The 20,390-nt window shown below is 64.9% G+C and carries 19 protein-coding genes; 9 read left to right on the forward strand and 10 right to left on the reverse strand.

All coding sequences use genetic code 11. The features are described 5' to 3' along the window. Entirely contained in the window at window positions 1-891 is an 891-nt protein-coding gene (locus AC1DPX_RS09160; protein WP_477236055.1) for a LysR family transcriptional regulator, read from the reverse strand. A 129-nt stretch (window positions 892-1,020) separates the two neighbouring features. On the opposite strand from AC1DPX_RS09160, the gene AC1DPX_RS09165 reads away from it, so the two are divergent. After that, window positions 1,021-2,463, forward strand: coding sequence for an MFS transporter (locus AC1DPX_RS09165; RefSeq protein WP_477236056.1), 1,443 nt, complete (start codon window positions 1,021-1,023; stop codon window positions 2,461-2,463). Between the two features lie 243 nt (window positions 2,464-2,706). Further along, complete coding sequence (gene cml, locus AC1DPX_RS09170) at window positions 2,707-3,924, forward strand: CmlA/FloR family chloramphenicol efflux MFS transporter (protein ID WP_477236058.1); 1,218 nt, start codon at window positions 2,707-2,709, stop codon at window positions 3,922-3,924. A gap of 26 nt (window positions 3,925-3,950) precedes the next feature. Here the strand turns inward: cml and AC1DPX_RS09175 are convergent, their stop codons facing one another. The 3 genes from AC1DPX_RS09175 to AC1DPX_RS09185 form a co-directional block, all read right to left on the reverse strand. Continuing rightward, window positions 3,951-4,448 carry a MaoC family dehydratase gene (locus tag AC1DPX_RS09175; protein WP_095772891.1) on the reverse strand — a complete coding sequence of 166 codons (498 nt, stop codon included), beginning with the start codon at window positions 4,446-4,448 and terminating at the stop codon, window positions 3,951-3,953. Between the two features lie 257 nt (window positions 4,449-4,705). Continuing rightward, on the reverse strand, window positions 4,706-5,134 hold the full coding sequence (locus AC1DPX_RS09180; protein WP_202354030.1) for a phasin family protein: 429 nt from the start codon (window positions 5,132-5,134) through the stop codon (window positions 4,706-4,708). 104 nt (window positions 5,135-5,238) lie between these two features. After that, window positions 5,239-6,534 (reverse strand): DUF445 domain-containing protein, encoded by a 1,296-nt coding sequence (locus AC1DPX_RS09185; protein ID WP_477236060.1) that lies wholly within the window; start codon window positions 6,532-6,534, stop codon window positions 5,239-5,241. Window positions 6,535-6,845: 311 nt separating this feature from the next. Between AC1DPX_RS09185 and rirA the strand changes: the two genes are divergently transcribed. After that, a complete protein-coding gene (gene rirA, locus AC1DPX_RS09190; RefSeq protein ID WP_010909941.1) occupies window positions 6,846-7,307 on the forward strand; it encodes an iron-responsive transcriptional regulator RirA in 462 nt (153 codons plus the stop codon). Between the two features lie 10 nt (window positions 7,308-7,317). Here rirA and AC1DPX_RS09195 read toward each other — a convergent pair whose 3' ends face one another. From AC1DPX_RS09195 to hemP, 5 genes are read right to left on the reverse strand one after another with little or no spacing between them, the layout of a single operon-like run. After that, the gene (locus AC1DPX_RS09195; RefSeq protein WP_477236062.1) at window positions 7,318-8,106 is read right to left on the reverse strand and encodes a heme ABC transporter ATP-binding protein; all 789 of its coding nucleotides are present in this window, start codon (window positions 8,104-8,106) and stop codon (window positions 7,318-7,320) included. 39 nt (window positions 8,107-8,145) lie between these two features. Further along, window positions 8,146-9,249 carry a FecCD family ABC transporter permease gene (locus tag AC1DPX_RS09200; protein ID WP_477236064.1) on the reverse strand — a complete coding sequence of 368 codons (1,104 nt, stop codon included), beginning with the start codon at window positions 9,247-9,249 and terminating at the stop codon, window positions 8,146-8,148. 11 nt (window positions 9,250-9,260) lie between these two features. After that, window positions 9,261-10,151 carry a heme/hemin ABC transporter substrate-binding protein gene (locus tag AC1DPX_RS09205; RefSeq protein ID WP_202354026.1) on the reverse strand — a complete coding sequence of 297 codons (891 nt, stop codon included), beginning with the start codon at window positions 10,149-10,151 and terminating at the stop codon, window positions 9,261-9,263. 11 nt (window positions 10,152-10,162) lie between these two features. Beyond that, a complete protein-coding gene (locus AC1DPX_RS09210) occupies window positions 10,163-11,224 on the reverse strand; it encodes a hemin-degrading factor (RefSeq protein WP_477236066.1) in 1,062 nt (353 codons plus the stop codon). 22 nt (window positions 11,225-11,246) lie between these two features. Further along, window positions 11,247-11,453, reverse strand: a complete 207-nt coding sequence (hemP, locus tag AC1DPX_RS09215; protein WP_010909946.1) for a hemin uptake protein HemP — start codon at window positions 11,451-11,453, stop codon at window positions 11,247-11,249. Between the two features lie 200 nt (window positions 11,454-11,653). Here hemP and AC1DPX_RS09220 point away from each other — a divergent pair, with 200 nt between their 5' ends. The 5 genes from AC1DPX_RS09220 to AC1DPX_RS09240 all read left to right on the forward strand — a co-directional run bounded on the left by AC1DPX_RS09220 (window position 11,654) and on the right by AC1DPX_RS09240 (window position 16,167). Beyond that, entirely contained in the window at window positions 11,654-13,840 is a 2,187-nt protein-coding gene (locus AC1DPX_RS09220) for a TonB-dependent hemoglobin/transferrin/lactoferrin family receptor (RefSeq protein WP_477236067.1), read from the forward strand. Window positions 13,841-13,844: 4 nt separating this feature from the next. Continuing rightward, the gene (locus AC1DPX_RS09225; RefSeq protein ID WP_202354023.1) at window positions 13,845-14,288 is read left to right on the forward strand and encodes a hypothetical protein; all 444 of its coding nucleotides are present in this window, start codon (window positions 13,845-13,847) and stop codon (window positions 14,286-14,288) included. Window positions 14,289-14,386: 98 nt separating this feature from the next. After that, the gene (locus AC1DPX_RS09230; protein ID WP_477236069.1) at window positions 14,387-15,418 is read left to right on the forward strand and encodes an energy transducer TonB family protein; all 1,032 of its coding nucleotides are present in this window, start codon (window positions 14,387-14,389) and stop codon (window positions 15,416-15,418) included. A gap of 60 nt (window positions 15,419-15,478) precedes the next feature. Next, window positions 15,479-15,793 (forward strand): heme-degrading protein HmuQ, encoded by a 315-nt coding sequence (gene hmuQ / locus AC1DPX_RS09235; RefSeq protein ID WP_019858631.1) that lies wholly within the window; start codon window positions 15,479-15,481, stop codon window positions 15,791-15,793. 2 nt (window positions 15,794-15,795) lie between these two features. Then, window positions 15,796-16,167: a bleomycin resistance protein gene (locus AC1DPX_RS09240; RefSeq protein WP_477236071.1), complete on the forward strand. Its 372-nt coding sequence runs from the start codon at window positions 15,796-15,798 to the stop codon at window positions 16,165-16,167. On the opposite strand, the gene putA is transcribed toward AC1DPX_RS09240, so the two are convergent. Beyond that, window positions 16,164-19,772, reverse strand: coding sequence for a bifunctional proline dehydrogenase/L-glutamate gamma-semialdehyde dehydrogenase PutA (gene putA, locus AC1DPX_RS09245; protein ID WP_477236073.1), 3,609 nt, complete (start codon window positions 19,770-19,772; stop codon window positions 16,164-16,166). The genes AC1DPX_RS09240 and putA overlap by 4 nt on opposite strands. Before the next feature lie 164 nt (window positions 19,773-19,936). Here putA and AC1DPX_RS09250 point away from each other — a divergent pair, with 164 nt between their 5' ends. Then, entirely contained in the window at window positions 19,937-20,389 is a 453-nt protein-coding gene (locus AC1DPX_RS09250) for an Lrp/AsnC family transcriptional regulator (RefSeq protein ID WP_202354020.1), read from the forward strand. The last annotated feature ends 1 nt before the right edge of the window (window position 20,390 follow it).

Genomic DNA, 20,390 nt, shown 5'->3' on the forward strand with positions numbered 1-20,390 from the left:
TCAGCGGCTAGCACAGACCTCCCGCACGCAGTCGCGCATCCAGCGTTGCGCCGGGTCGGCATCGAGGCGCGGATGCCAAAGCATCGAAATGGTGACTTCCAGCGTCGTGACCGGCAGCGGAAAACTGTGCATGCCGGCCCGCGCGCCGGCCGTGTGCCGCTCGGGCACGCTGGCGATCAGTTCCGAGGCCCGCGCCATGGCGAGCGCGGCCGAGAAACCCGAGACCATGCACACCACCGTCCGCTGCAGGCCAAGCCCGCTCAGGGCTTCGTCGATCGGCCCTCGCTCGCGGCCGCGCCTGGAAATACTGATGTGCCGGCCAGCGGCGTAGCGCTCGGGCGTTACCGTGCCTTCGCTCAGCGGATGGCCCGCTCGAACGGCGCCAATGAAACGGTCGCGAAAAAGCGCCTGGATGCGCACTTCGGGCCCGGTTTCGCCGGCAACGCCGATTTCCAGGTCGATCAAAGCGTCGCGCAGCGACATCACATCCTTGTCGGACTTCGGCGCGAAACGCAGCCGCACGCCAGGCGCTTCGGCCTCGATGCGGGCGACCAGGCGAGGCCCGAATTCCTCGACGAAGCCTTCATTGGTGCGCAGCGTGAAAACCCTGTCCAGGCTTGACGGATCAAGAAGTTCAGCAGGCCGCAGCAGCGCCTCCGCTTCCTGCACGACCGGCCCGACCTGACGGCGCAATTCCTCCGCGCGCGGTGTCGCCACCAGGCCGCGGCCGGCGCGGACCAGCAGAGGATCGCCCGTTGCCTCCCGCAGCCGCGCCAGCGTCCGGCTCATCGCCGACGGGCTGAGCCGCAGACGGCACGCGGCGCGCGCCACGCTGCCTTCCGCGAGCAGCACGTCGAGAGCGAACAGCAGGTTGAGATCGGGAGATGTCATCGCCTGCTCATAGCATGATGTGGCGTCTCATGCACTGACATGTTGCAAATGCTGCGCCTTCCGCCATGTCAGCCGCAGGACTAGATCTCCGATGGCTCCGGTTCAGGAGCGAAGGAAAAGGAGATCGCCATGGCAGTCGCAGCGCAAGATCGGGATGGGATATCAGCCCCGCAACAGAATCAATCGGTCGGCTGGGCGCTGGCAAGCCTGTCGCTCGCCACGCTGCTGTCGTCGCTCGGAACCAGCGTTGCCAGCGTCGGGCTGCCCTCGCTGATGCAGACGTTCGGGGCGTCGTTCCAGGCCGTGCAATGGGTGGTCCTGGCCTATCTCCTCGCCATCACCACGCTGATCGTCAGCGCCGGGCGGCTGGCCGACATGTTCGGGCGCCGGCCGCTGCTGCTTGGCGGCATCGCGCTGTTCACAGCGGCATCCGTGCTCTGCGGCCTGGCGCCGACGCTCTCACTGCTGATCGCCGCGCGCACCGTGCAGGGGCTTGGCGCGGCGCTGATGATGGCGCTGACGCTGGCCTTTGTCGCGGAGACGGTGAGCAAGGAGCGGACCGGCAGCGCCATGGGCCTGCTCGGCGCCATGTCGGCGATCGGCACGACGCTCGGCCCCTCGCTCGGCGGCCTCCTGATCGCCGGCCTCGGCTGGCGGGCGATCTTCCTGGTCAACGTGCCGCTAGGCCTGCTGACCTTTGCCCTCGCCTGGCGCGCCCTGCCCGCTCGCAACAAGAACGCGCAGGCCGTTAAAGGCAAGTTCGACACGATGGGCACTGCCTTGTTGGCCATGACGCTGGCCGCCTACGCACTGGCCATGACGCTGGGCCGGGGCCATTTCGGCCCGCTCAACATCGGCCTGCTGGCCGCGACCGCCCTCGGCATCGGTCTGTTCGCCGTCGCCCAGAAGCGGGTGAGGAACCCGCTGGTCCAACTCGCCAGTTTCCGGGACCCGCAGCTCAGCGCCAGCCTGGTCATGAGCCTCATCGTCGCCACGGTGATGATGGCAACCCTGGTGGTCGCGCCGTTCTATCTGTCGCGTGGACTGGGGCTCGATGCCGCGATGGTCGGCGTGGTGCTCTCGACCGGGCCGCTTGTGTCGACCCTGTCGGCCCTGCTGGCCGGACGGCTTTCCGACCGCTTCGGAGCCCACAGGATGATGGTCGCCGGCCTCGCCAGCCTGACCGCGGGCACACTCCTTCTGTCGCTTGCCCTGACCAGGCTCGGCATTGCCAGCTATGTCGTGCCTATCACGGTCACCTGCTTCGGCTACGCGCTGTTCCAGACCGCCAACAATGCGGCCGTCATGACCGGTGTTGGTGCCGGCGAACGCGGCGTCATTTCAGGCCTGCTCAATTTGTCACGCAATCTCGGCCTCATCACCGGCGCATCCCTGATGGGCGCCATCTTCGCGGTCGCATCGGACGGTGGTCAGGATGTTCTCGGCCCCGCTTCGGCTGCCCGGGGCATGCAAATCACCTTTGAGACGGCAACGGCGCTGGCGCTGGTTGCGCTGCTGCTCGCGCTGTTCTCGCAGCGCCTTGCCGGCCGTACCCAGCCCGGGATTGCCTGACCCGTTTGGGCGTTTGCCGATGCAGCCCGAAGGTTGCCGGGCCGATCCCGGGCTGCTACTGGTCGGCGCGCGGGCAAATGCCTGCAACGTCAATTTCGGGGCAGCGCTATGGGAACCACCAAGGCAGCAGACAAGTAAGCCGCGACAACATCTCGTTGTTGCGGCCTTCTGCCCCGTCAAATCAGACCATCCATGAAACGGCAGATCGCCGCCAAATCTCACCATTTGTGCGGATGCTCAATCATGCCTTTTCCAAAACGCCCCTCTCCCCAAAAGAAGATATGGGCCTATTCCATGCCGTCGGCGCTGCTGCTGATGGCGCCTTTCGATATCCTGGCCTCGCTGGCCATGGACATCTACCTGCCGGTGGTTCCGCTGATGCCGGAAGCTCTCGGCACATCGCCCTCAGTCATTCAGCTGACGCTGAGCCTTTATATGATCACGCTTGGCCTCGGCCAGATAGTGTTCGGCCCGATCTCCGACCGGATCGGCAGGCGCCCAGTGCTGCTCGGCGGCGGGCTGCTGTTCGCGGCTGCTTCCATCGCGCTCGCCGGCACGTCATCGGCCGCAGCCTTCGTCGCGTTGCGCGTCGTGCAGGCCATGGGGGCGTCCGCTGTCCTGGTCGCGACCTTCGCCACGGTGCGCGATGTCTATGCGGAGCGGCCCGAGGGCGCGGTCATATATGGCCTGTTCAGCGCGATGCTGGCCTTCGTGCCGGCGTTGGGGCCAATCGCAGGCGCCTTGATCGCCCAGGGTTTCGGCTGGCGCGCGATCTTCGTCATGCTTGGCATTCTGGCCATGGCGGCCACGCTCAATGCATGGCTGCGCTGGCACGAGACGCGGCCCACGAACGGTTCCGGCCCGCGCCCTGCCTTCGGCCCGATCCTGCGCAGCTTTGCCTTCTGGACCTATACGCTTGGTTTTGCCGCGGCCATGGGCACTTTCTTCGTGTTCTTCTCGACAGCGCCGCGCGTGCTCATCGATCGTGCCGGCTTTACCCAGGTCGGTTTCAGCCTCGCCTTTGCCACGGCGGCACTGGTGATGATCGCGACCACACGGGTTGCCAGGCCGTTCATCGCGCGCTGGGGCACGGCGGGCAGCCTGGCGCGGGGCATGGCGACGCTGCTTCTCGGCGCCTCGATGCTGGCGATCGGACAGGTGCTCGCCGCGCCGTCCTTCGCCACCTTCGTCGTGCCCATGTGGGTGATGGCGGTGGGCATCGTCCTTGCAGGGTCGGTCACCGCCAACGGCGCGCTTGAAGCGTTTGGCGATGTCGCGGGGACGGCGGTGGCGCTCTATTTCTGCGCCCAGAGCCTGATCGTCGGCATTGCCGGCACGTTGTTCGTCATCCTCCTGGGTGGCGACACGGCATGGCCGCTGGCCGCCTATGCCACGGTGCTGGCCGCAACGACTTTATGGGCGTTGAAGCGTCTGCAGGGCCGGCAAGGAACCACGAACTGAAAACCCGCAGGGGCTGGGGCGAACGCTCAGGCCCCTGCCCGTTTGCGGCGCTCGTAAAGCATGACCAGCGTTTCGGCCGTCAGCGCCGGCTTTTCCTCGCCTTCGATCTCGACCGTGTTGGCTGCCTTCATCAAATACTGTCCGGGTCCCCTGTCCTCCATGGAAAGCAGGACAGTGCGCAGCCTGATGCGCGCACCGACCCTGACCGGCGCCAGGAAACGCACCTTGTCGAAGCCGTAGTTGAACGCGGCCTGGGTGTTTTCCGGCACGATGCCCATGCCGAGCGCCAGCGCGCCGATGATCGACAACGTCAGATAGCCATGCGCGATCGTCGTGCGGAACGGGCTTTGCCGCCGCGCACGCTCGGGGTCGACGTGAATCCATTGATGGTCGCCGGTGCATTCGGCGAACTGGTTGATCCGGTCCTGGTCGACCGTGGTCCATTCCGAGACGCCGAGTTCCTGCCCGGACATCGTCCTCAACTGCTCGTAGGTCGGCGGCGTTTTAGGCCGTACTTCGTTCATTCCTGCTTTCCCGATCGCTTGCCGTGCCTCCGGACCACGAACGGATGGCCCCTGTCAATTCACCCCTTGTGAATCGGTTCCGTCCAATTCCGGCTGAATCGTGCCATGCCTTGCCGCGCAATGGCAGGCCGAATTCGGATTTTCGCACCTTCCAGGGGCGCCGGCGCTTATAACGTGGCGCGGATGCAACTATGCGCAAGGTTGCGAAATTGCAAACCGGCATGTCCTGCAGAAGGCGAACGACGGGCCGCCGGGGCCTATTTCTGCCCGTAGCCGGCGCGGATTTCCTCCATCGCATCCTTGATGCGCGCGCGCAGGATCTCGATCGATTCGGTTCCGGATTTGCGAGCCAGTTCAGCCACTTCACCGGCATTCTTGAGCGCGGCCTCGAAGGATTTCCTGGCGAACTCCGTCTGCTTGGCCATCAGCTCCTGCGGGTTGCCCGGCGCGCGGTAGCTCTGCGCCATGTCGGCAATTTCGCGCAGCGTGTCCTGCAGCATTTCGCGCTGCCTCGACAACAGCGAGGTCGCGCCGGCGGCGCCGGCTCGCGCCGATTTCTCCAAGGCCTCGAGGTTCTTGCGATGATGGGCAAGGATCGCCTCGACATCGACATTGGGCACCTTCAGGTCGCGGCCGAACTTGCCGAACATGTCCATGAAGGAATCGGATTCCGGTTGTTTCGCCATGATGTCTTCTCCCCTTTTGCCGCGGATGCGGCTGCCCTCACGGGGAGCATAGCACTCGGATGCCGCGTGTCCATTTCGAACACGGGCATCTCGAACCATGCGCATCAATTGACCGGGAGCAGCAACTCGATCGTGTAGAGCACAATGCCCGCCAGCCCGCCGATGATCATGCCGTTGAAGCGGATATATTGCAGGTCCCGGCCGATGTTCATCTCGATCAGCCGCGTCAGTTGCGCCAGGTCCCAGCGTTTGACCTGGTCGGCGATGAACTTCGACACGCCGCTCTTCTGGCTTTCGACGAAGGAGGCGAGCGCCACGACGAATCCCTGGTTCATGTCGGCCCGAATCTGTGGATCGCCGGCGAGATGGCGGCCGACCTCGACGAACATGTTGGCGAGATGCGCGCGGATCACCGAATTCGGCGCCTTGGCGTCCTGCTCGATGAACAGGCTGAGGCTCTCCCACATGTCGCCGGCCAGCGTCCTGACTTCGGGTCGGGCGAGGAAATCACGCTTCATCTTCTCGGCACGCTTTGCATATTGCTTGGACGTCCGCAGCCGCTCGACGAAGGCTTGCGCGAAACGGTCGAACTCGGCCCGCATCGGATGGTCGGGATCGGCCCGCACCTCGTCGAGCAAGGAGCCCGCCGAGGCGACGATCTTCTTCAGGAGATAGGCGTCGGCGCGGAACAGGTTGAACAGCGACGGCAATTCCTCGCGGATTTTTTCGCGCATTGTCGCGAGCGCCTGTTCGTCGTTGAGGAACCGGCCGACCACCTTGATGAATTCGTCGAACAGTTTTTGATGACGGCGGTCGTCGGTCAGCGCCGACAAGAGTTCCGCCGCCAGCGGCGCCAGCGGCACCTTTTCGATCTGCTCCAGCATGCGGCTGGTGACGAAGCCACGCAAGCCGGATTGCTCGACGGCGGCGAGCGTCTGCGGCACCAGCCGCACGACGAAACGCGACAGGCCGGCGGCACGCTCGGCATCGGTCAGCCAATCGGCGACGAGCGCCGCAAAGTCGACCTCTGCGAGTTTTTCCCGCACCGGCTCCGGCGCCAGGAAATTGGCCTCGATGAAACGGCCGAGATTGTCGGCGATGCGGTTCTGGTTTTCCGGGATGATGGCGGTGTGCGGGATCGGCAGCCCGAGCGGCCGCCTGAACAACGCCACTACGGCGTACCAGTCGGCAAGGCCGCCAATGGTCGCCGCCTCGGCGAAGGCTGCGACGAACCCCAGCCACGGATAGCTGCTTTGGAACGACTTGGCCAAGGCGAACACCAGCACGCAAAGCACCAACGCGGCCGTGGCTATGAATTTGGTGCGACGCAGCGCCGAAAGCTTGGCGGCCGCGTCGCCATCGAAGCGGACAGGCGCCAGGGACGGAGCCGATTGGGACATGGATGAACTGCTCCTCGTCGATCTCTGGTCGACCTCTGGTCGACTTCGTTGTCGATCCCAAGCCTATTTAGGGTTTCATCAGCCGGAATGCCCGTAACGGCCGGTTTTCCCCGCCTTTTTGCTGGGCTGCGCACATAAAGTTGACGAGAATATTCATCTATGGCGCCTGGCTAGTCTGGAATTGTTCCAAGGTATAGGCCATATTCGGGTCGAGGCCAGTGCGGCGAATCCGAAACTCCGGATCAGAGCGTCGTCGGTAAAGTTCTGGAATCCGGCGTGGTTCTACCGCGCCGGCGCCTAGTGAGGAAAAAATGCGGCTTACACGCCAGACCAATTATGCCATGCGCATCCTGATGTATTGCGCCGCCAACAATGATCGGTTGAGCCGTATCCCGGAAATCGCGACCGCCTATTCGGTGTCGGAACTGTTCCTGTTCAAGATCCTGCAGCCGCTGGTCGAGAACGGACTGGTCGAAACGGTGCGCGGCAGGAACGGCGGCGTCCGGCTTGGACGCGCAGCCGAGGCGATCAGCCTTTTCGACGTCGTGCGCGTTACCGAAGAAAGCTTCGCCATGGCCGAATGCTTCGAGAACGATGCCGCCGAATGCCCGCTGGTCGACAGCTGCGCGCTGAACTCGGCATTGCGCGAGGCCCTCAACGCCTTCTTCGCCGTGCTCGCCCGCTACACGATCGCCGATATGGTGGCGGCAAGGCCGAATGTGCGCAACCTGCTCGGCATCGACATGCTGGAGCGCCGCGCCCCGGCCGCCTGACCGCACCGACCTAGGCGGCAGATTGCGGCAGCACGAACGGCATGTTGCCGGCCGGCAGCACGCCGACCCTGAGCCGGCAGTCGAAGACTTTTTCGATCAGGTCGTCGCTCAGCACGTCCTGAGGCGAGCCAGTCGCAGCCAGCCGTCCGCGGTGCATGACGAAGATCCGGTCGGCATACATGGAAGTCAGATTGAGGTCGTGCAGGATGGCGACCACGCCGCCGCCCCTTCTGGCGAAGTCGCGGGCGATGTTCATGATGATCAGCTGGTGCTTGATGTCGAGGCTGGAAACCGGCTCGTCGAGAAACAGGTAGCGCGGCTTGCCGTCGAGTACCGGCGCCCAGACCTGGCACAGCACGCGCGCAAGCTGGACGCGCTGCTGTTCGCCGCCCGAAAGCTCCTGGTAGAAACGCCCGGCAAAACCGTCGAGGTCGACACGCGCCAGCGCCCGCTCCGGCAGCCGCGCATCTTCGCCCGGCAAGGCTCCCGAGCGCCCGCCGACAAGGCCAAGCTTGACCACCTCGCGCACGGTGAACGGGAAGGACAGGGTCGTCGCCTGCGGCAGCACCGCACGATGCACCGCCATCTCGGCCGGCTTCATCGACGATACGTTTCGGCCGTTGAGAGCGGCGCGCCCGGTATAGGCGAGCTCGCCCGACAACGCCTTCAGGAAGGTCGTCTTGCCCGAACCGTTGGGACCGACGATGGCTGCCACTTCGCCGGGCCGCGCGTCGAAATCGACACCGCCGACGATGCGCTTGCCGGCGATATCGACGGAAACATCCCTTGCCTCGATCATAAAAGCCTCACAGGTCCCAACTCTTGCAGATCACAGGTCTCAGAGATCGATCACGCCGCGCTTGCGCAGCAGGATCCACAGGAAGAACGGCGCGCCCGCGATCGCGGTGACGATGCCGATCGGCAATTCGGCCGGCGCCACGATGGTGCGTGCCACGGCATCGGCGAGCAGCAGCAGCGACGCGCCGAGCAGCGCCGAAGCCGGCAAGAGATAGCGGTTGTCCGGACCGATCAGCAGACGTAGCAGGTGCGGCACGACGATGCCTACGAAGCCGATGCCGCCGCTGACGGCGACGGAGGCGCCGACGGCCGCCGAAACGCCGATGATCGCCGTGTATTTCAGCCGCTGTACCGGAATGCCGAGGTGGCCGGCGGTCGCCTCGCCCAAAGCCAGTGCATTGAGGCTCCGCGCCAGGAACGGCATCGCCGCCAGCGCCAGCATGATGATCGGCCCGACGGAACCGATCTTCGCCCAGGTCGCGCCGCCCAGCGATCCAAGTGACCAGAACGTCAGGTCGCGCAACTGGCGATCGTCCGCCATGAAGATGAGAATACCGGTCACCGCCATGGCAAGGGCGGCCAGCGCGATGCCGGCAAGCAGCATGGTGGCGACCGAGGTTTGCCCGCGTCGCGTCGCGACCTGATAGAGCACCAGTGTCGAGGCAAGGCCACCGGAGAAGGCCGCCAGCGGCAGCGCAAGCGTGCAGAACAACGCCGTCACCGGCGCCAGCACCGTCGCGCCAAGCACGATGATGGTCACCGCGCCGAGGCTGGACCCGGCGGAAACGCCGATCAGGCCGGGATCGGCCAGCGGATTGCGGAACAGTCCCTGCATGACGGCGCCCGAGACCGCGAGCGCCGCACCGACCAGCATGCCGAGGATGATGCGCGGCAGGCGGATGTCGTAGACGATCAGGTTGTCGCGCGCGCTCAGTGCGGTATCGCTTGGAATGGCCCCAGGCAGCCACTCCCTGAGGACGTTGACGGCCGAAGCATCCGACGCCCCTGACGTCAGCGACAAAAGCATGGCGGCCGCGAGCCCGAGGCACAAGAGCAGGATGACGATGCGGGCACGACCCGAGCGGTCGCCTTCAGATGCATTCGCCATCGCCTTCACCGGGCCGGCGATCGATTGATCGACCATGATATGCCTGCTCAGTCCGTGACTTCAGCGCCATAGAGCGAGACGGCGAGATCGTGGATGGCATCGGCCGCGCGCGGCCCGAAGCCGAGCAGATAGCCGCCATCGATGCGGATCAGCTTGCGCGCGGTTCCGGCCGGCGTCGATGCGATCGACGGATTGCCGAACAACTCGTCGTCCGACACAGGCGGCCCGGCATTGCTCATCATCAGGATCACGTCAGGCCTGGCGGTGATGATTGCCTCGTCGGACATCTGCTTGTAGCCGGAGAAACCTTCGACGGCGTTGACCCCGCCGGCCAGCTTGACCATGCCGTCGGCCGCGGTTTCGCTGCCGGCCGCCAGGATCTTGCCGCCCTGTATCGACAACACGAACAGGATGCGCTTGCGCTCCTTGATCAAGGCCGTCTGCTTTTCCGCGGCGGTCAGCTTGGCATCGAGTTCCTTGGCCAGCGCCTCGGCCTTGGCATCGACGCCGAGCGCCTTACCGACGATGCGGACCTTCTCGAGGATGCCTTCGTGGCTAAAATGCTCGGGCACTTCGATGAAGGGAATGCTGGCCTTCTTCAGCACGTCGACGGCTTCCTTGGGGCCGCTGCCCTGCAGCGCCAGGATGCCGGTCGGATTGACCGACAAGACGCCTTCCGGCGACAGCGCGCGCATATAGCCGACATCAGGCAGGTCGAGCGCCGGCTTCGGATAGCGGCTGGAGGAATCGCGCGCCACCAGATGCTTCTCCTCACCAAGCGCATAGACGATTTCGGTTATCGAACCGCCTATGGCGGCGATCTTCGACGGATCGGAGAAGACCGAAACGCCCTCGGCGGCGCCAGCCGATCGTAGTGCAGTGAAGGCCAAAGCGAGGCCGACCATCGGGCCGGCGACGATCCTGGAAAAACAGCCCATCGTCGTTCTCCTCAGGCTGCCGTCGGGCTTGGAATGCGCGGCAGGTTCTCGGCCAGGAACCGCCAATCGTCGCGCTCGCTTTCGCCTTCATGACGCTTGCCGAAGAACTGGATGATTATCTCGCCGTCATCGCCATAGACCTCGAGCGAGGTGACATGGCCGTCCTTGGTCGGCTTGCGCACCGCCCAGACTTCATGGATGTGGTCGGTGCGCAGGTGCAGGTGGAAGGTTTCGTCCAGCACATTGATCCACGGCCCCATCGGCTTGATCGACTTGACCGGGCCTGAATGGATCTGGATGCAGCCGCGGTTGCCGACGAAGCACATGATCGGCATCCCGCCTTCGGCGGCGTGGTGGAACATGGCGCGGACCGCGTCATTGTCGAGCAGCCAGGCATAGTCCGTTCCGACCATGCGCACCGCCTGGCGGCGGCTGAGCTTGAGCGTCTTCAGCATGCCGAAGAACTGGTGCACGTCGGTCAGCCGGCTCCAGCGGTCGCGCAGATCGTCTGGGCTGGCGGTGGTTGCCCCGGCCTCGCCCTGATCGTCGGAGATTGGGCCTGAAATATTGACCGTCGGTTCCTGGTTGGGCGATGCCAGCGAGGCGACCAGCTTCTGGTAGGCATAGAGGCTGGAGGCCGGCCGCAGATGCACCTTGTGCACCGCTTCGCCCGTCGCGTCGAAGAACTGCAGGCTGCGGCGGATCTCGTCGCCGTCGCGTTTCTCCACGGCGAAGCCATGCGCCCAGACCTTCGGGAAGATGCGCAGGTCGATGTTCTCGCCAAGCACCATGGCATTGTGGTTGCCGGTGACGACCTTGTCATAGACGCCGATCTTTTCGTGCACGGCGCTTTCGTTGCGGGTCAGCGCCATCACCTCGCCGACCGCCTCGAGACCGGTCAGGAGGTCGTTGACGCGCGGCTCAACGCGCACGACGCCGTCGCCGCAATGCGCGGCGACCAACTCGGCTTCCGAAATGCCGAGCTGGGCGGCCAGGTCACGCTCGCGCGTTTTCGGATTTTCCGTCCGTGCCCGCCGGATTTCATGCGGGGCGGGTTTTACGCGCTGGTCCATGTCTCGTCCCTACTGTCTTGTCTTACTTGTTGAGAATGAGCTTGCCCTGCCGGGTGATCTTCAGCCGGTAGAGCGCGCCATGATGCTCGATGCCGATCTCGTGCTCGCCCTGGAACAGCGTGTTGCTGGAGAGCGTTCGCACCGCCAGCGGGATCCGATCGAAGCGGGTGGAGGCATCATCGGAACGGCGGACGCGGTAGCGAAAATCGTTGGGATTGTGCGTGTTCATCTGGGTCGATCCCTTTCCTGTGCCGGGCACCTGGCTAGGCGTTGCGAAATTGCCGATTCATTTCTTGACTTGAATAATCATGTTTATTAGTCAGTGCAATACCGGAGTAAACGAGTCAACATTTAAGACGCCGGACACGATGAAAAATGCCAGCGAGCCCCGGGCCAGCCAGCATGAAACCTGGAATCTGGAGTTGGGGCATGGGGTTTTTGAACTGGGAATTGCGCGGCCGGTCGGCGGCGAGCGGCCTGGCGGCTTTGTTGGCGAGTGTGGCGGCGATCGCCCTGTCCGCGCCATCGGCGCATGCTCAACAGGCTACGCAGCCGGCGGGCGAGCAGACGGATCAATCGAAGAAGGCTGACCAGGAAGCCGCCCCCGCGGGCACGACGCTGCTCGACAAGATTCTCGTCATCAGCCGCACCGGCGAGACGGCGATCGAATCGCTGGCCTCGGCCAGCCATGTCGACCAGGAGCAACTCGCCCGCCGCATGGCGACGACGCCGAACGAGATGCTGCTGGGTGTGCCCGGTGTCGCGACGCAGGCCGACGCCAGGCGCGTCAGCACCAGCATCAACATTCGCGGCCTGCAGGATTTCGGCCGCGTCGCGGTCATCGTGGACGGCGCACGCCAGGACTTCCAGCGTTCGGACCACGGCACCCAGTCGACCTTCTATATCGACCCCGAGCTCGTCAAATCCGTCGATGTGATCCGAGGTCCGGTCGCCAACACCTATGGTTCGGGCGCCATCGGCGGCGTCGTCTTCTTCGACACCAAGGACGCCGCCGACTTCCTCAAGCCGGAGGAAACATGGGGCGCTTCGGTAACCGGGCGCTACGAGAGCAACGGCAAGGGCTGGACCACCAGCGCCACCGGCGCCTACCGTTTCAACGAGAACTGGGACGCGTTGGGCAACATCGTCTACCGCAACTACGACAACTACAAGGATGGCGGCGGCGACACCGTCAAAGGCACCGGCTTCGACGTGTTGAGCGGCCTGCTCAAGACCAGCATACGGCCGACGGAGAACAGCGAGCTGAAGCTGGGCTGGGTCGGCTCAAGCGACAGCTGGGACGAAACCAGCGGCGGCGTGCCGGTCAACGATGTCGACCTGAAGTCGAACACATTCACCGCCCGCTACAACATCACGGACGAGGACAAGAGCTGGCTCGATCTCCACATCAACACCTCCTACAACAAGACCGATCTCGATCTGACCAGCCTTGTCCCACAAAAACGGTTTAGTCCCATAACCGGCCTTCCCATTATCCTGCCGGCGGGATCGACATCGACTTTCGACGTCGGCACCACGGGTATCGACATCTGGAACACGTCACGCTTCGAAACAGCCGGGATCGCCCACGAATTGACCTATGGCGGCGACTGGGTCGGCGACAATGTGACGACGGGCGGCACGGCCGGCGGTGACAGTTTCTACACGCCTTCGGGCAAGCGCAAGGTGTCCGGCGCCTATGTCCAGGACAAGCTCAGCTGGGATTGGCTCGAGGTCATCGCCGGGCTGCGCTACGACAATTACAGCCTGAAGGACAGCACGCGCGAGACTTCGGGCGACCGGCTGTCGCCGCGCATCACCGTCGGCGTCTCGCCGTTCGAGAGCGCCGGCCTAGCGGGCCTGCAGTTCTATGGCACCTATGCGGAAGGCTATCGATCGCCGTCGCTGACGGAAACGCTGATCAGCGGCAACCATCCGGCGGGCGTCACCTTCCCGTTCCTGCCCAATCCCAATCTGCGGCCCGAGACCGGCAAGACGACGGAATTCGGCGTCAACTACAAGCAGAACGACATCTTCGAACCCGGCGACGCGCTTCGCGTCAAGGCGGCCTACTTCCACAACGACGTCGACGATTATATCGATGGCGTGACCCTGTCGCCGTTCGCTCCGGGCAGCGGCTGCCCGTTCGGGCCCGGCATCCCGATCTGCTTCCAGTATCAGAACTTCGCCAAGGCCAAGATCAACGGCTTTGAGCTGGAAGGCGTCTACGACGCCGGATGGGGCTATGCCGGGCTTTCGGCCTCGATCACCAATGGCCACACCATTTCCTACAAGGGTGTGGAAGCCGATCTCGCCACCATCCCCTCCTCGCAGGTCACCGCCCAGCTCGGGCTGCGCTTCCTCGAGGACAAGCTGACCGTCGGCGGCGAAGTGCAATACAACGGCAAGCCGAAGGGCAATGCGGTGGCCGAGAACTATACGCTGGTCAATGCCTTCGCCAGCTATCAGGCGACCGACAATCTGAAGGTCGATTTCCGCGCCGACAATCTGTTCGACGTCAAATACGCCAACCCGCTGAACGGCAGCACGACAGTCGCGGTCTACGAGCCCGGCATCACGCTGAAGCTGGCGGCAACCATGCGGTTTGGAGGCTGACGGCATGACGCGCTCGACGACATCCCTTCGTCTGCTGACCTCGACGCTGGCGATGTCGCTTGCGATGGTTCCGGCGCGGGCTGAAGGGTCCGCGCCGGTCCCCGCGCTGACCCTGGAGCTCAATGCCGCGCAACCCTCCGACAAGGGCTGCCGGCTGACCTTCCTGGTCAACAACAATCTCGGCGCCGACCTCTCCAAGGCGGCGTTCGAGATCGCGCTGTTCAACGAGGCCGGTGTCGTCGACCGGCTGACCGTGCTCGATTTCAAGGACCTGCCGGCAGGCAAGACCAAGGTGACGCGCTTTGATCTCGCCGGGACCGACTGCACCAAGGTCAGCCGCGTGCTGATCAACAGCGCGACCGAATGCGCAGGCGCCGGCGTCGAACCGACCGCCTGCATGCGCAAGCTGAAGACGGACACCAAGACCGGCATCGCTTTGGGCATCTGAGACCAGCATTGGGACTGCATCCCGCATTCACAGCAAACACCGTGGCCTGGCCGCTGGCCGGCCGCGGATCCCTGACGCCAGCGGCATACGATCTTGATTTGACTTTTGCCCGCCGGCCGCTGCAATTTCCGGCCCGCGACATGCAGGAAATCAGTCCCCTCCCCGACGCTGGCAGCGAGCTGGCGATAGCGCCGGCCGAGCCGCTCGCAGTCGCGCGGCCGGCGGCTCGATGGCCTGTTGCGCTCGTCGCCTCCGGTCTGCTTCATGCCGCCGTGGCGGCATTCTTTCTGATCTCGCCCTCCGGCACATTCGATTCCCGGAACGCGGAGCAACCGGAAGGCAGCGATCACGCAGGCGACAAGGTGGCCGGCAGCGCTCTGGACAAGGATCCGGCGGCGATCAATGTCACGCTGGAACCGAAACCGCAGCCGACCAAACCGGAGCCGGCGGTCAGACCGCTGCCGCCGACAAAGCCCTCGCAGGCTGAGCAGCAAGCCGCAAGGCAAGCTCCCCAACCGACACAGGAAGCAGCCAAGTCGCTGCCCAAGCCTTTGCCGGAAGCGGTCAAACAGCCAGCGGCAACGCCGGACATACTGGTGGCGGCGACCCCGCGCCCTGACAAGCAGAGCGTGGCTGCCAGGGCCGAACCACCGGCACAGCCAAGCGTCCAGGCCGAGAGCGCCGAGACGCCTGTCACCGTGCCGGACCAACCGCCGATCCCCATAGCCAGGCCAACTCCGGCGGCTATCCCTTCAAAAGCGGCAGACGCGAAGCGCGGCACGGCAGACGGCCAGGATCGGCTGGCGCAGGCGGCCAGCAAGGGCAAAAGGCAGGACGAGGCGGGCTCCGCTGCTGAGTCCAGCTACCGAAGCGACGTCATCAGCAAACTTGGCCGCGTGTATCGAGCAGTGCCGCCGTCGTTGCAAGCGACGGCGCGCAGCAACACCGTTGTCACCTTCGTCATCGGCAGGCAGGGCAACATCGATGAGCTGCGTGTCGTCGAAAGCTCGGGCTCGGCAACTTTCGACCAGATCGTGCTTGGTTTCGTTCGCAAGGCGGCCCCCTTCCCTCCGATCCCGCCAAAGGTTGGCAACAGTCTGGAATTCACCGGCGCGATCGGTCCGTTCTGAGAACCGACGCGGCGCCGCATCCTTCAATCGCAGCAGTCCACCAATTCAGAAAGGAACGCCATGTACATCGCCATGAACCGCTTCAAGGTGCAGAACGGCTCGGAGGCCGATTTCGAAGCCGTGTGGAAGAACCGCGATTCCAGCCTTGCCGAGATGAAGGGCTTTCGGGAATTTCACCTGCTGCGCGGCCCGGTCAACGAGACCGAAGGCTATACGCTGTTTGCTTCGCACACGGTGTGGGCGAGCCAGGACGATTTCGTCGCCTGGACCAAATCGGAGAATTTCCGCGCCGCCCACAGGAATGTCGGCACGACGAAGGTCCACTATCTCGGCCATCCGCAATTCGAGGGCTTTTCGGTCGTCGAGGGCGCCTGACGATGGCATCGCCCGTGGACGATCCCGCGCGCAGCATTCCGGTCCTGCCTTCGCCCGACATTGTGGCAACGCGTGATTTCTATCGCGACGAACTCGGCTTCGGTGTCGTCGAGCCGGAGATGGACGACTACCTGATCATGCGCCGGGGCGAGATCGAAATCCATTTCTGGAAAAGCGACGACCGCAAGCTGCCCGAACTCTCGTCCTGCTACATCAGGGGCGGCGAAGTGCCGGCGCTGCATGCCGAATTTTCAGCGCGCGGGGTCAAGGCGCTCAGCCCGTTCACCGTGCGGCCCTGGAACATGAAGGAATTCCATATCCGGGATCCCCACGGCAATCTCCTGAAATTCGGCTGCGCCCCCGAAGAGGTTTAAGCCGCAGCCAAGAGACTGGCATTGCCACCGGCGGCCGTGGTGTCGACGCAGACCGCGCGCTCATGCGCATAGGCAGCCGGGTTGAGCACCTCGCTGACCAGCGGCACGATCGGGCCAGTCCTGTCGGCGATCACCTTGCGCACGATGCGCGCGGCTTCCGGCGTGCCCGAAAAAGCCACGACATCGACGCGCAGCGAGCGCGCCTCGACCGGATCGGGGCGGCCATCGATAGCGGCGAGCGGCAAGCCCTTGCCGGTGAGCGCCGACAATGCAGCTGGTGCACCGGGGGCCACGGCCAGCACCGCATTGCCGGCGGCGAGCGCCTGGATGGTCTGGGCCAGCAGCGTATCGGCATCCGGCCCCAGGCACAGCACCCTCCCGCGCGGCGACAGCGACAGCGTGTTGGCCTCGCCGGTCGGTCCGGGCAGGTCGACCTGGCCGAAATCGATTGCAGCAGCGGCACCGATGGCCGCCGCGCCCTTGCCGCGCAGGTGCTTCCTCAGGATGGCGATCCGGTCCGGACGCGTCGACCAGCCGCCGAGCGTCGGATCGGGCAGATTGTCGGCCAGCTCGGTCGCCGTCACCTTGTGGCCCTCGCCAACTTCCGTGCCGGCTTCCGGCCCCTTGCGGAAGCGGCGCAGATAATGCGGGCCGCCGGCCTTCGGACCGGTGCCCGACAGCCCCTCGCCGCCGAAGGGCTGCGAGCCGACGACGGCGCCGATCTGGTTGCGGTTGACGTAGATGTTGCCGGCATGGATGCCGTCGACGAAATGCTGGACGCGGCCCTCGATGCGGGTGTGCAGGCCGAAGGTCAGGCCATAGCCCTTGCGGTTGATGGCGGCGATCACCGCATCGATTCCGTCGGCGTCGAAGGTGGCGACATGTAGCACCGGGCCGAACACCTCGCGCTCCATCTCCTCGATGCCCTTGACCCGGAAGACATGCGGCGCGACGAAGCGGCCGACCTTCGGCGCCTCGAGCTTGGCGATCAGCCGGCCCTCGAGCCCCTTTTTCGTGCAATAGTCGCTGATCGAGGCCTGCGCCTCTTCGTCGATCACCGGACCGACATCGGTCGAAATCCGCCAGGGGTCACCGATGTTGAGCGCTTCCATGGCGCCCTTCAGCATCTCCAGCATCTTCTTCTCGACATCCTTCTGGACATAGAGCACGCGCAGCGCCGAGCAGCGCTGGCCGGCACTCTGGAAGGCCGAAGCCAGTATGTCGCGCACCGCCTGCTCGGGCAGCGCGGTGGAATCGACGATCATGGCGTTGAGGCCGCCGGTCTCGGCGATCAGCATGGCGTCGGGCGCGGCGGTTTCGGCCAACTGCTTTTCGATCAGCTTGGCGACCTCGGTCGAGCCGGTGAAGCAGACGCCGGCGATACGCGGATCAGCGGTCAGCGGCGCGCCGACCGAGGGGCCGTCGCCGGGCAGAAGCTGGATGACGTCTTCCGGCACGCCGGCCTCGCGCAGCAATTCGACGGCGCGGAAGGCGATCAGCGGCGTCTGCTCGGCCGGCTTGGCGATGACCGAATTGCCGGTGACCAGCGCCGCCGCAATCTGGCCGGTGAAGATGGCGAGCGGAAAATTCCACGGCGAAATGCAGACGATGGCGCCGCGCGCCTGCGTGCCTGCCTCGGCGTTCGCCGCCTCGGCCGCGTAATAGCGCAGGAAGTCGACCGCCTCGCGCACTTCCGCCACGCCGTCGGCCAGCGATTTGCCGGCCTCGCGGGTGGCGAGCGCGAAGAACTCGACCGCATTGTCTTCATAGAGGTCGGCGGCTCGGTTGAGGATGGCGGCGCGTTCGGCAACCGGACGCTTTGCCCAGGCAGGCTGCGCGTCCACCGCGATGCGCACGGCAATGGCGACCTGCTTGGCGGCGGCCTCGTGAACCGTGCCGACCACTTCATCGGGCTTGGCCGGATTGACCACCGGACGCGGCTTGCCATAGCCGGCGGCGCGCGTGATCGGCTTGGCATGCCAGCGGTCCGGTCCGGCAAAGGCCGCCCTCGCCTTGTCGATGACCGCCAGCGTCACCGTGTCGGTGATGTCAAAGCCTTTCGAATTGCGGCGGCCGGCGCCAAAGATCTGCGACGGCCGGGCAATCGCCGGATTGGCGGCGGGGCCCTGACTCTCGATTGTCTGCAGCGGATCGCGCGCAATATCCTCCGGCTCGACATCCTCGTCGGTCAGTTGGTGCACGAAGGAGGAGTTGGCGCCGTTCTCCAGCAGCCGGCGGACCAGATAGGCCAAAAGGTCCGAATGCGCGCCGACCGGCGCATAGATGCGGCAGCGCGTGCCTTCGGCCTGGCGTACCGTCTCGTGCAGCGCCTCGCCCATGCCATGCAGGCGCTGGAATTCGAAGGAATCGCGATTTCCCGCCATCGACAGAATGGCGGCGACGGTGTGGGCATTGTGGGTGGCGAACTGCGGATAGATGCGGTCGGTCATGCCAAGCAGTTTCTTGGCACAAGCCATGTAGGACACGTCGGTGTTGGCCTTGCGGGTGAAGACGGGATAGCCGGTGAGCCCGAGCGTCTGCGCCCGCTTGATCTCGGTGTCCCAATAGGCGCCCTTGACCAGCCGCACCATGATGGTGCGGTCGTATTTCTTCGCCAGGGCGTAGAGCCAGTCGATGACGAAGGCCGCGCGTGGCCCATACGCCTGCACCACCACGCCAAAGCCGTTCCAGCCGGCGAGTTCCGGCTCGGCCAGCACGCGCTCGATAACGTCGAGCGACAGATCGAGGCGGTCCGCCTCCTCGGCGTCGATGTTGAGGCCCATGCGCGAATGCCGGGCCGCAAGCGCCAGCGACAGCAGCCGCTCGGCCATGACGGGCAGCATCTCTTCCTTCTGCGCCACTTCGTAGCGCGGATGCAGCGCCGAGAGCTTCACCGAGATGCCATGGTTCTGCCTGATGTCAGGCCCGTTGGAGCCGGCATCGAGCGAGGAAATCGCGTCGGCATAGGCCTTGTGGTAGCGCAGCGCGTCGGCCTCGGTGCGGGCCGCCTCGCCCAGCATGTCGAAGGAATAGAGATAGCCCTTCTGCGTCATCGGCCGGCCGCGCTTGACGGCTTCGGCAATGGTGCGGCCCAGCACGAACTGTTCGCCCATCTCGCGCATGGCGGCGGCCACCGCCTTGCGGATGACGGGCTCGCCCAGCCTGCGCACCATGGAGCGCAGCGTGCCTTCAATACCGCCCTCGCCCTCGTCCAGCACGCGGCCGGTCAGCATCAGCGCCCAGGTCGAGGCATTGACGAAGATCGAGCTCGACCCGCCCGAATGCGCGGACCAGTCATGCGGCGCGATCTTGTCGGCGATCAGATCGTCCATCGTCTCGGTGTCCGGCACGCGCAGCAGCGCCTCGGCCAGGCACATCAGCGCCACGCCCTCCTTGGTGGAAAGACCGTAAGCCGAGAGAAAGACCTCCATCAGCCGGGGATCGGACGAGCCGCGCACCGCCCGCACCAGATCGGCGGCTCGCGCCGAGATCGCATCGCGATCCGCGGCCGAAAGCCCTGTCGCCTCGGCCAGGCGCTTCACGGCCTCGTCTTCGTCGGGAAGATAGTTGGCGCGAATCTGCTGGCGGATGGCGTCGAGCGGCATGGCGGGATCCCGTGGAGCAAGCATCAGGGAACGGGCCGGCGGTCACCGGACCGAATGGCGCAAGCTAGCACAGGCGCGGATTTCAGTCGGTCCAAAGAAATCGACAAGGCAGTCCGATCGATCTATCATTGTGCCAATCCTTTAGCGTTTGGACTGTAATTTTGATGACAGAAGACCAATTGGACCGCATCGACCGAAACATCCTGGCCGCACTGGCAAGCAATGGCCGGCTTTCCATGTCGGAACTCGCGGCAAAGGTCGGTCTTTCGAAGACGCCGGTGCAGGCGCGCGTGAAGCGGCTGGAAAAGGACGGCTATATAAGGGGCTACCAGGCGATCATCGACCGCGAGCGCATGGGCGAAGGCCATGTCGCCTTCGTCCAGGTGAAACTGTCCGACACCCGATCGGCCGCGCTCGACGCGTTCAACCGGTCGGTGCAGGCCGTACCAGAGATCGAACAGTGCCATATGATGGCGTCGAGCTTCGATTACCTGCTGAAGGTCCGCACAAGGGACATCGCCGCCTACCGCCGCGTGCTGGGCGAGCGCATCTCGGCGCTCCCCCATGTGGCGCAAACCTCGACCTTCGTGGCGATGGAGACGGTGAAGGACAGGTAAC

The sequence above is a fragment of the Mesorhizobium sp. 01N446 genome (assembly GCF_056399285.1).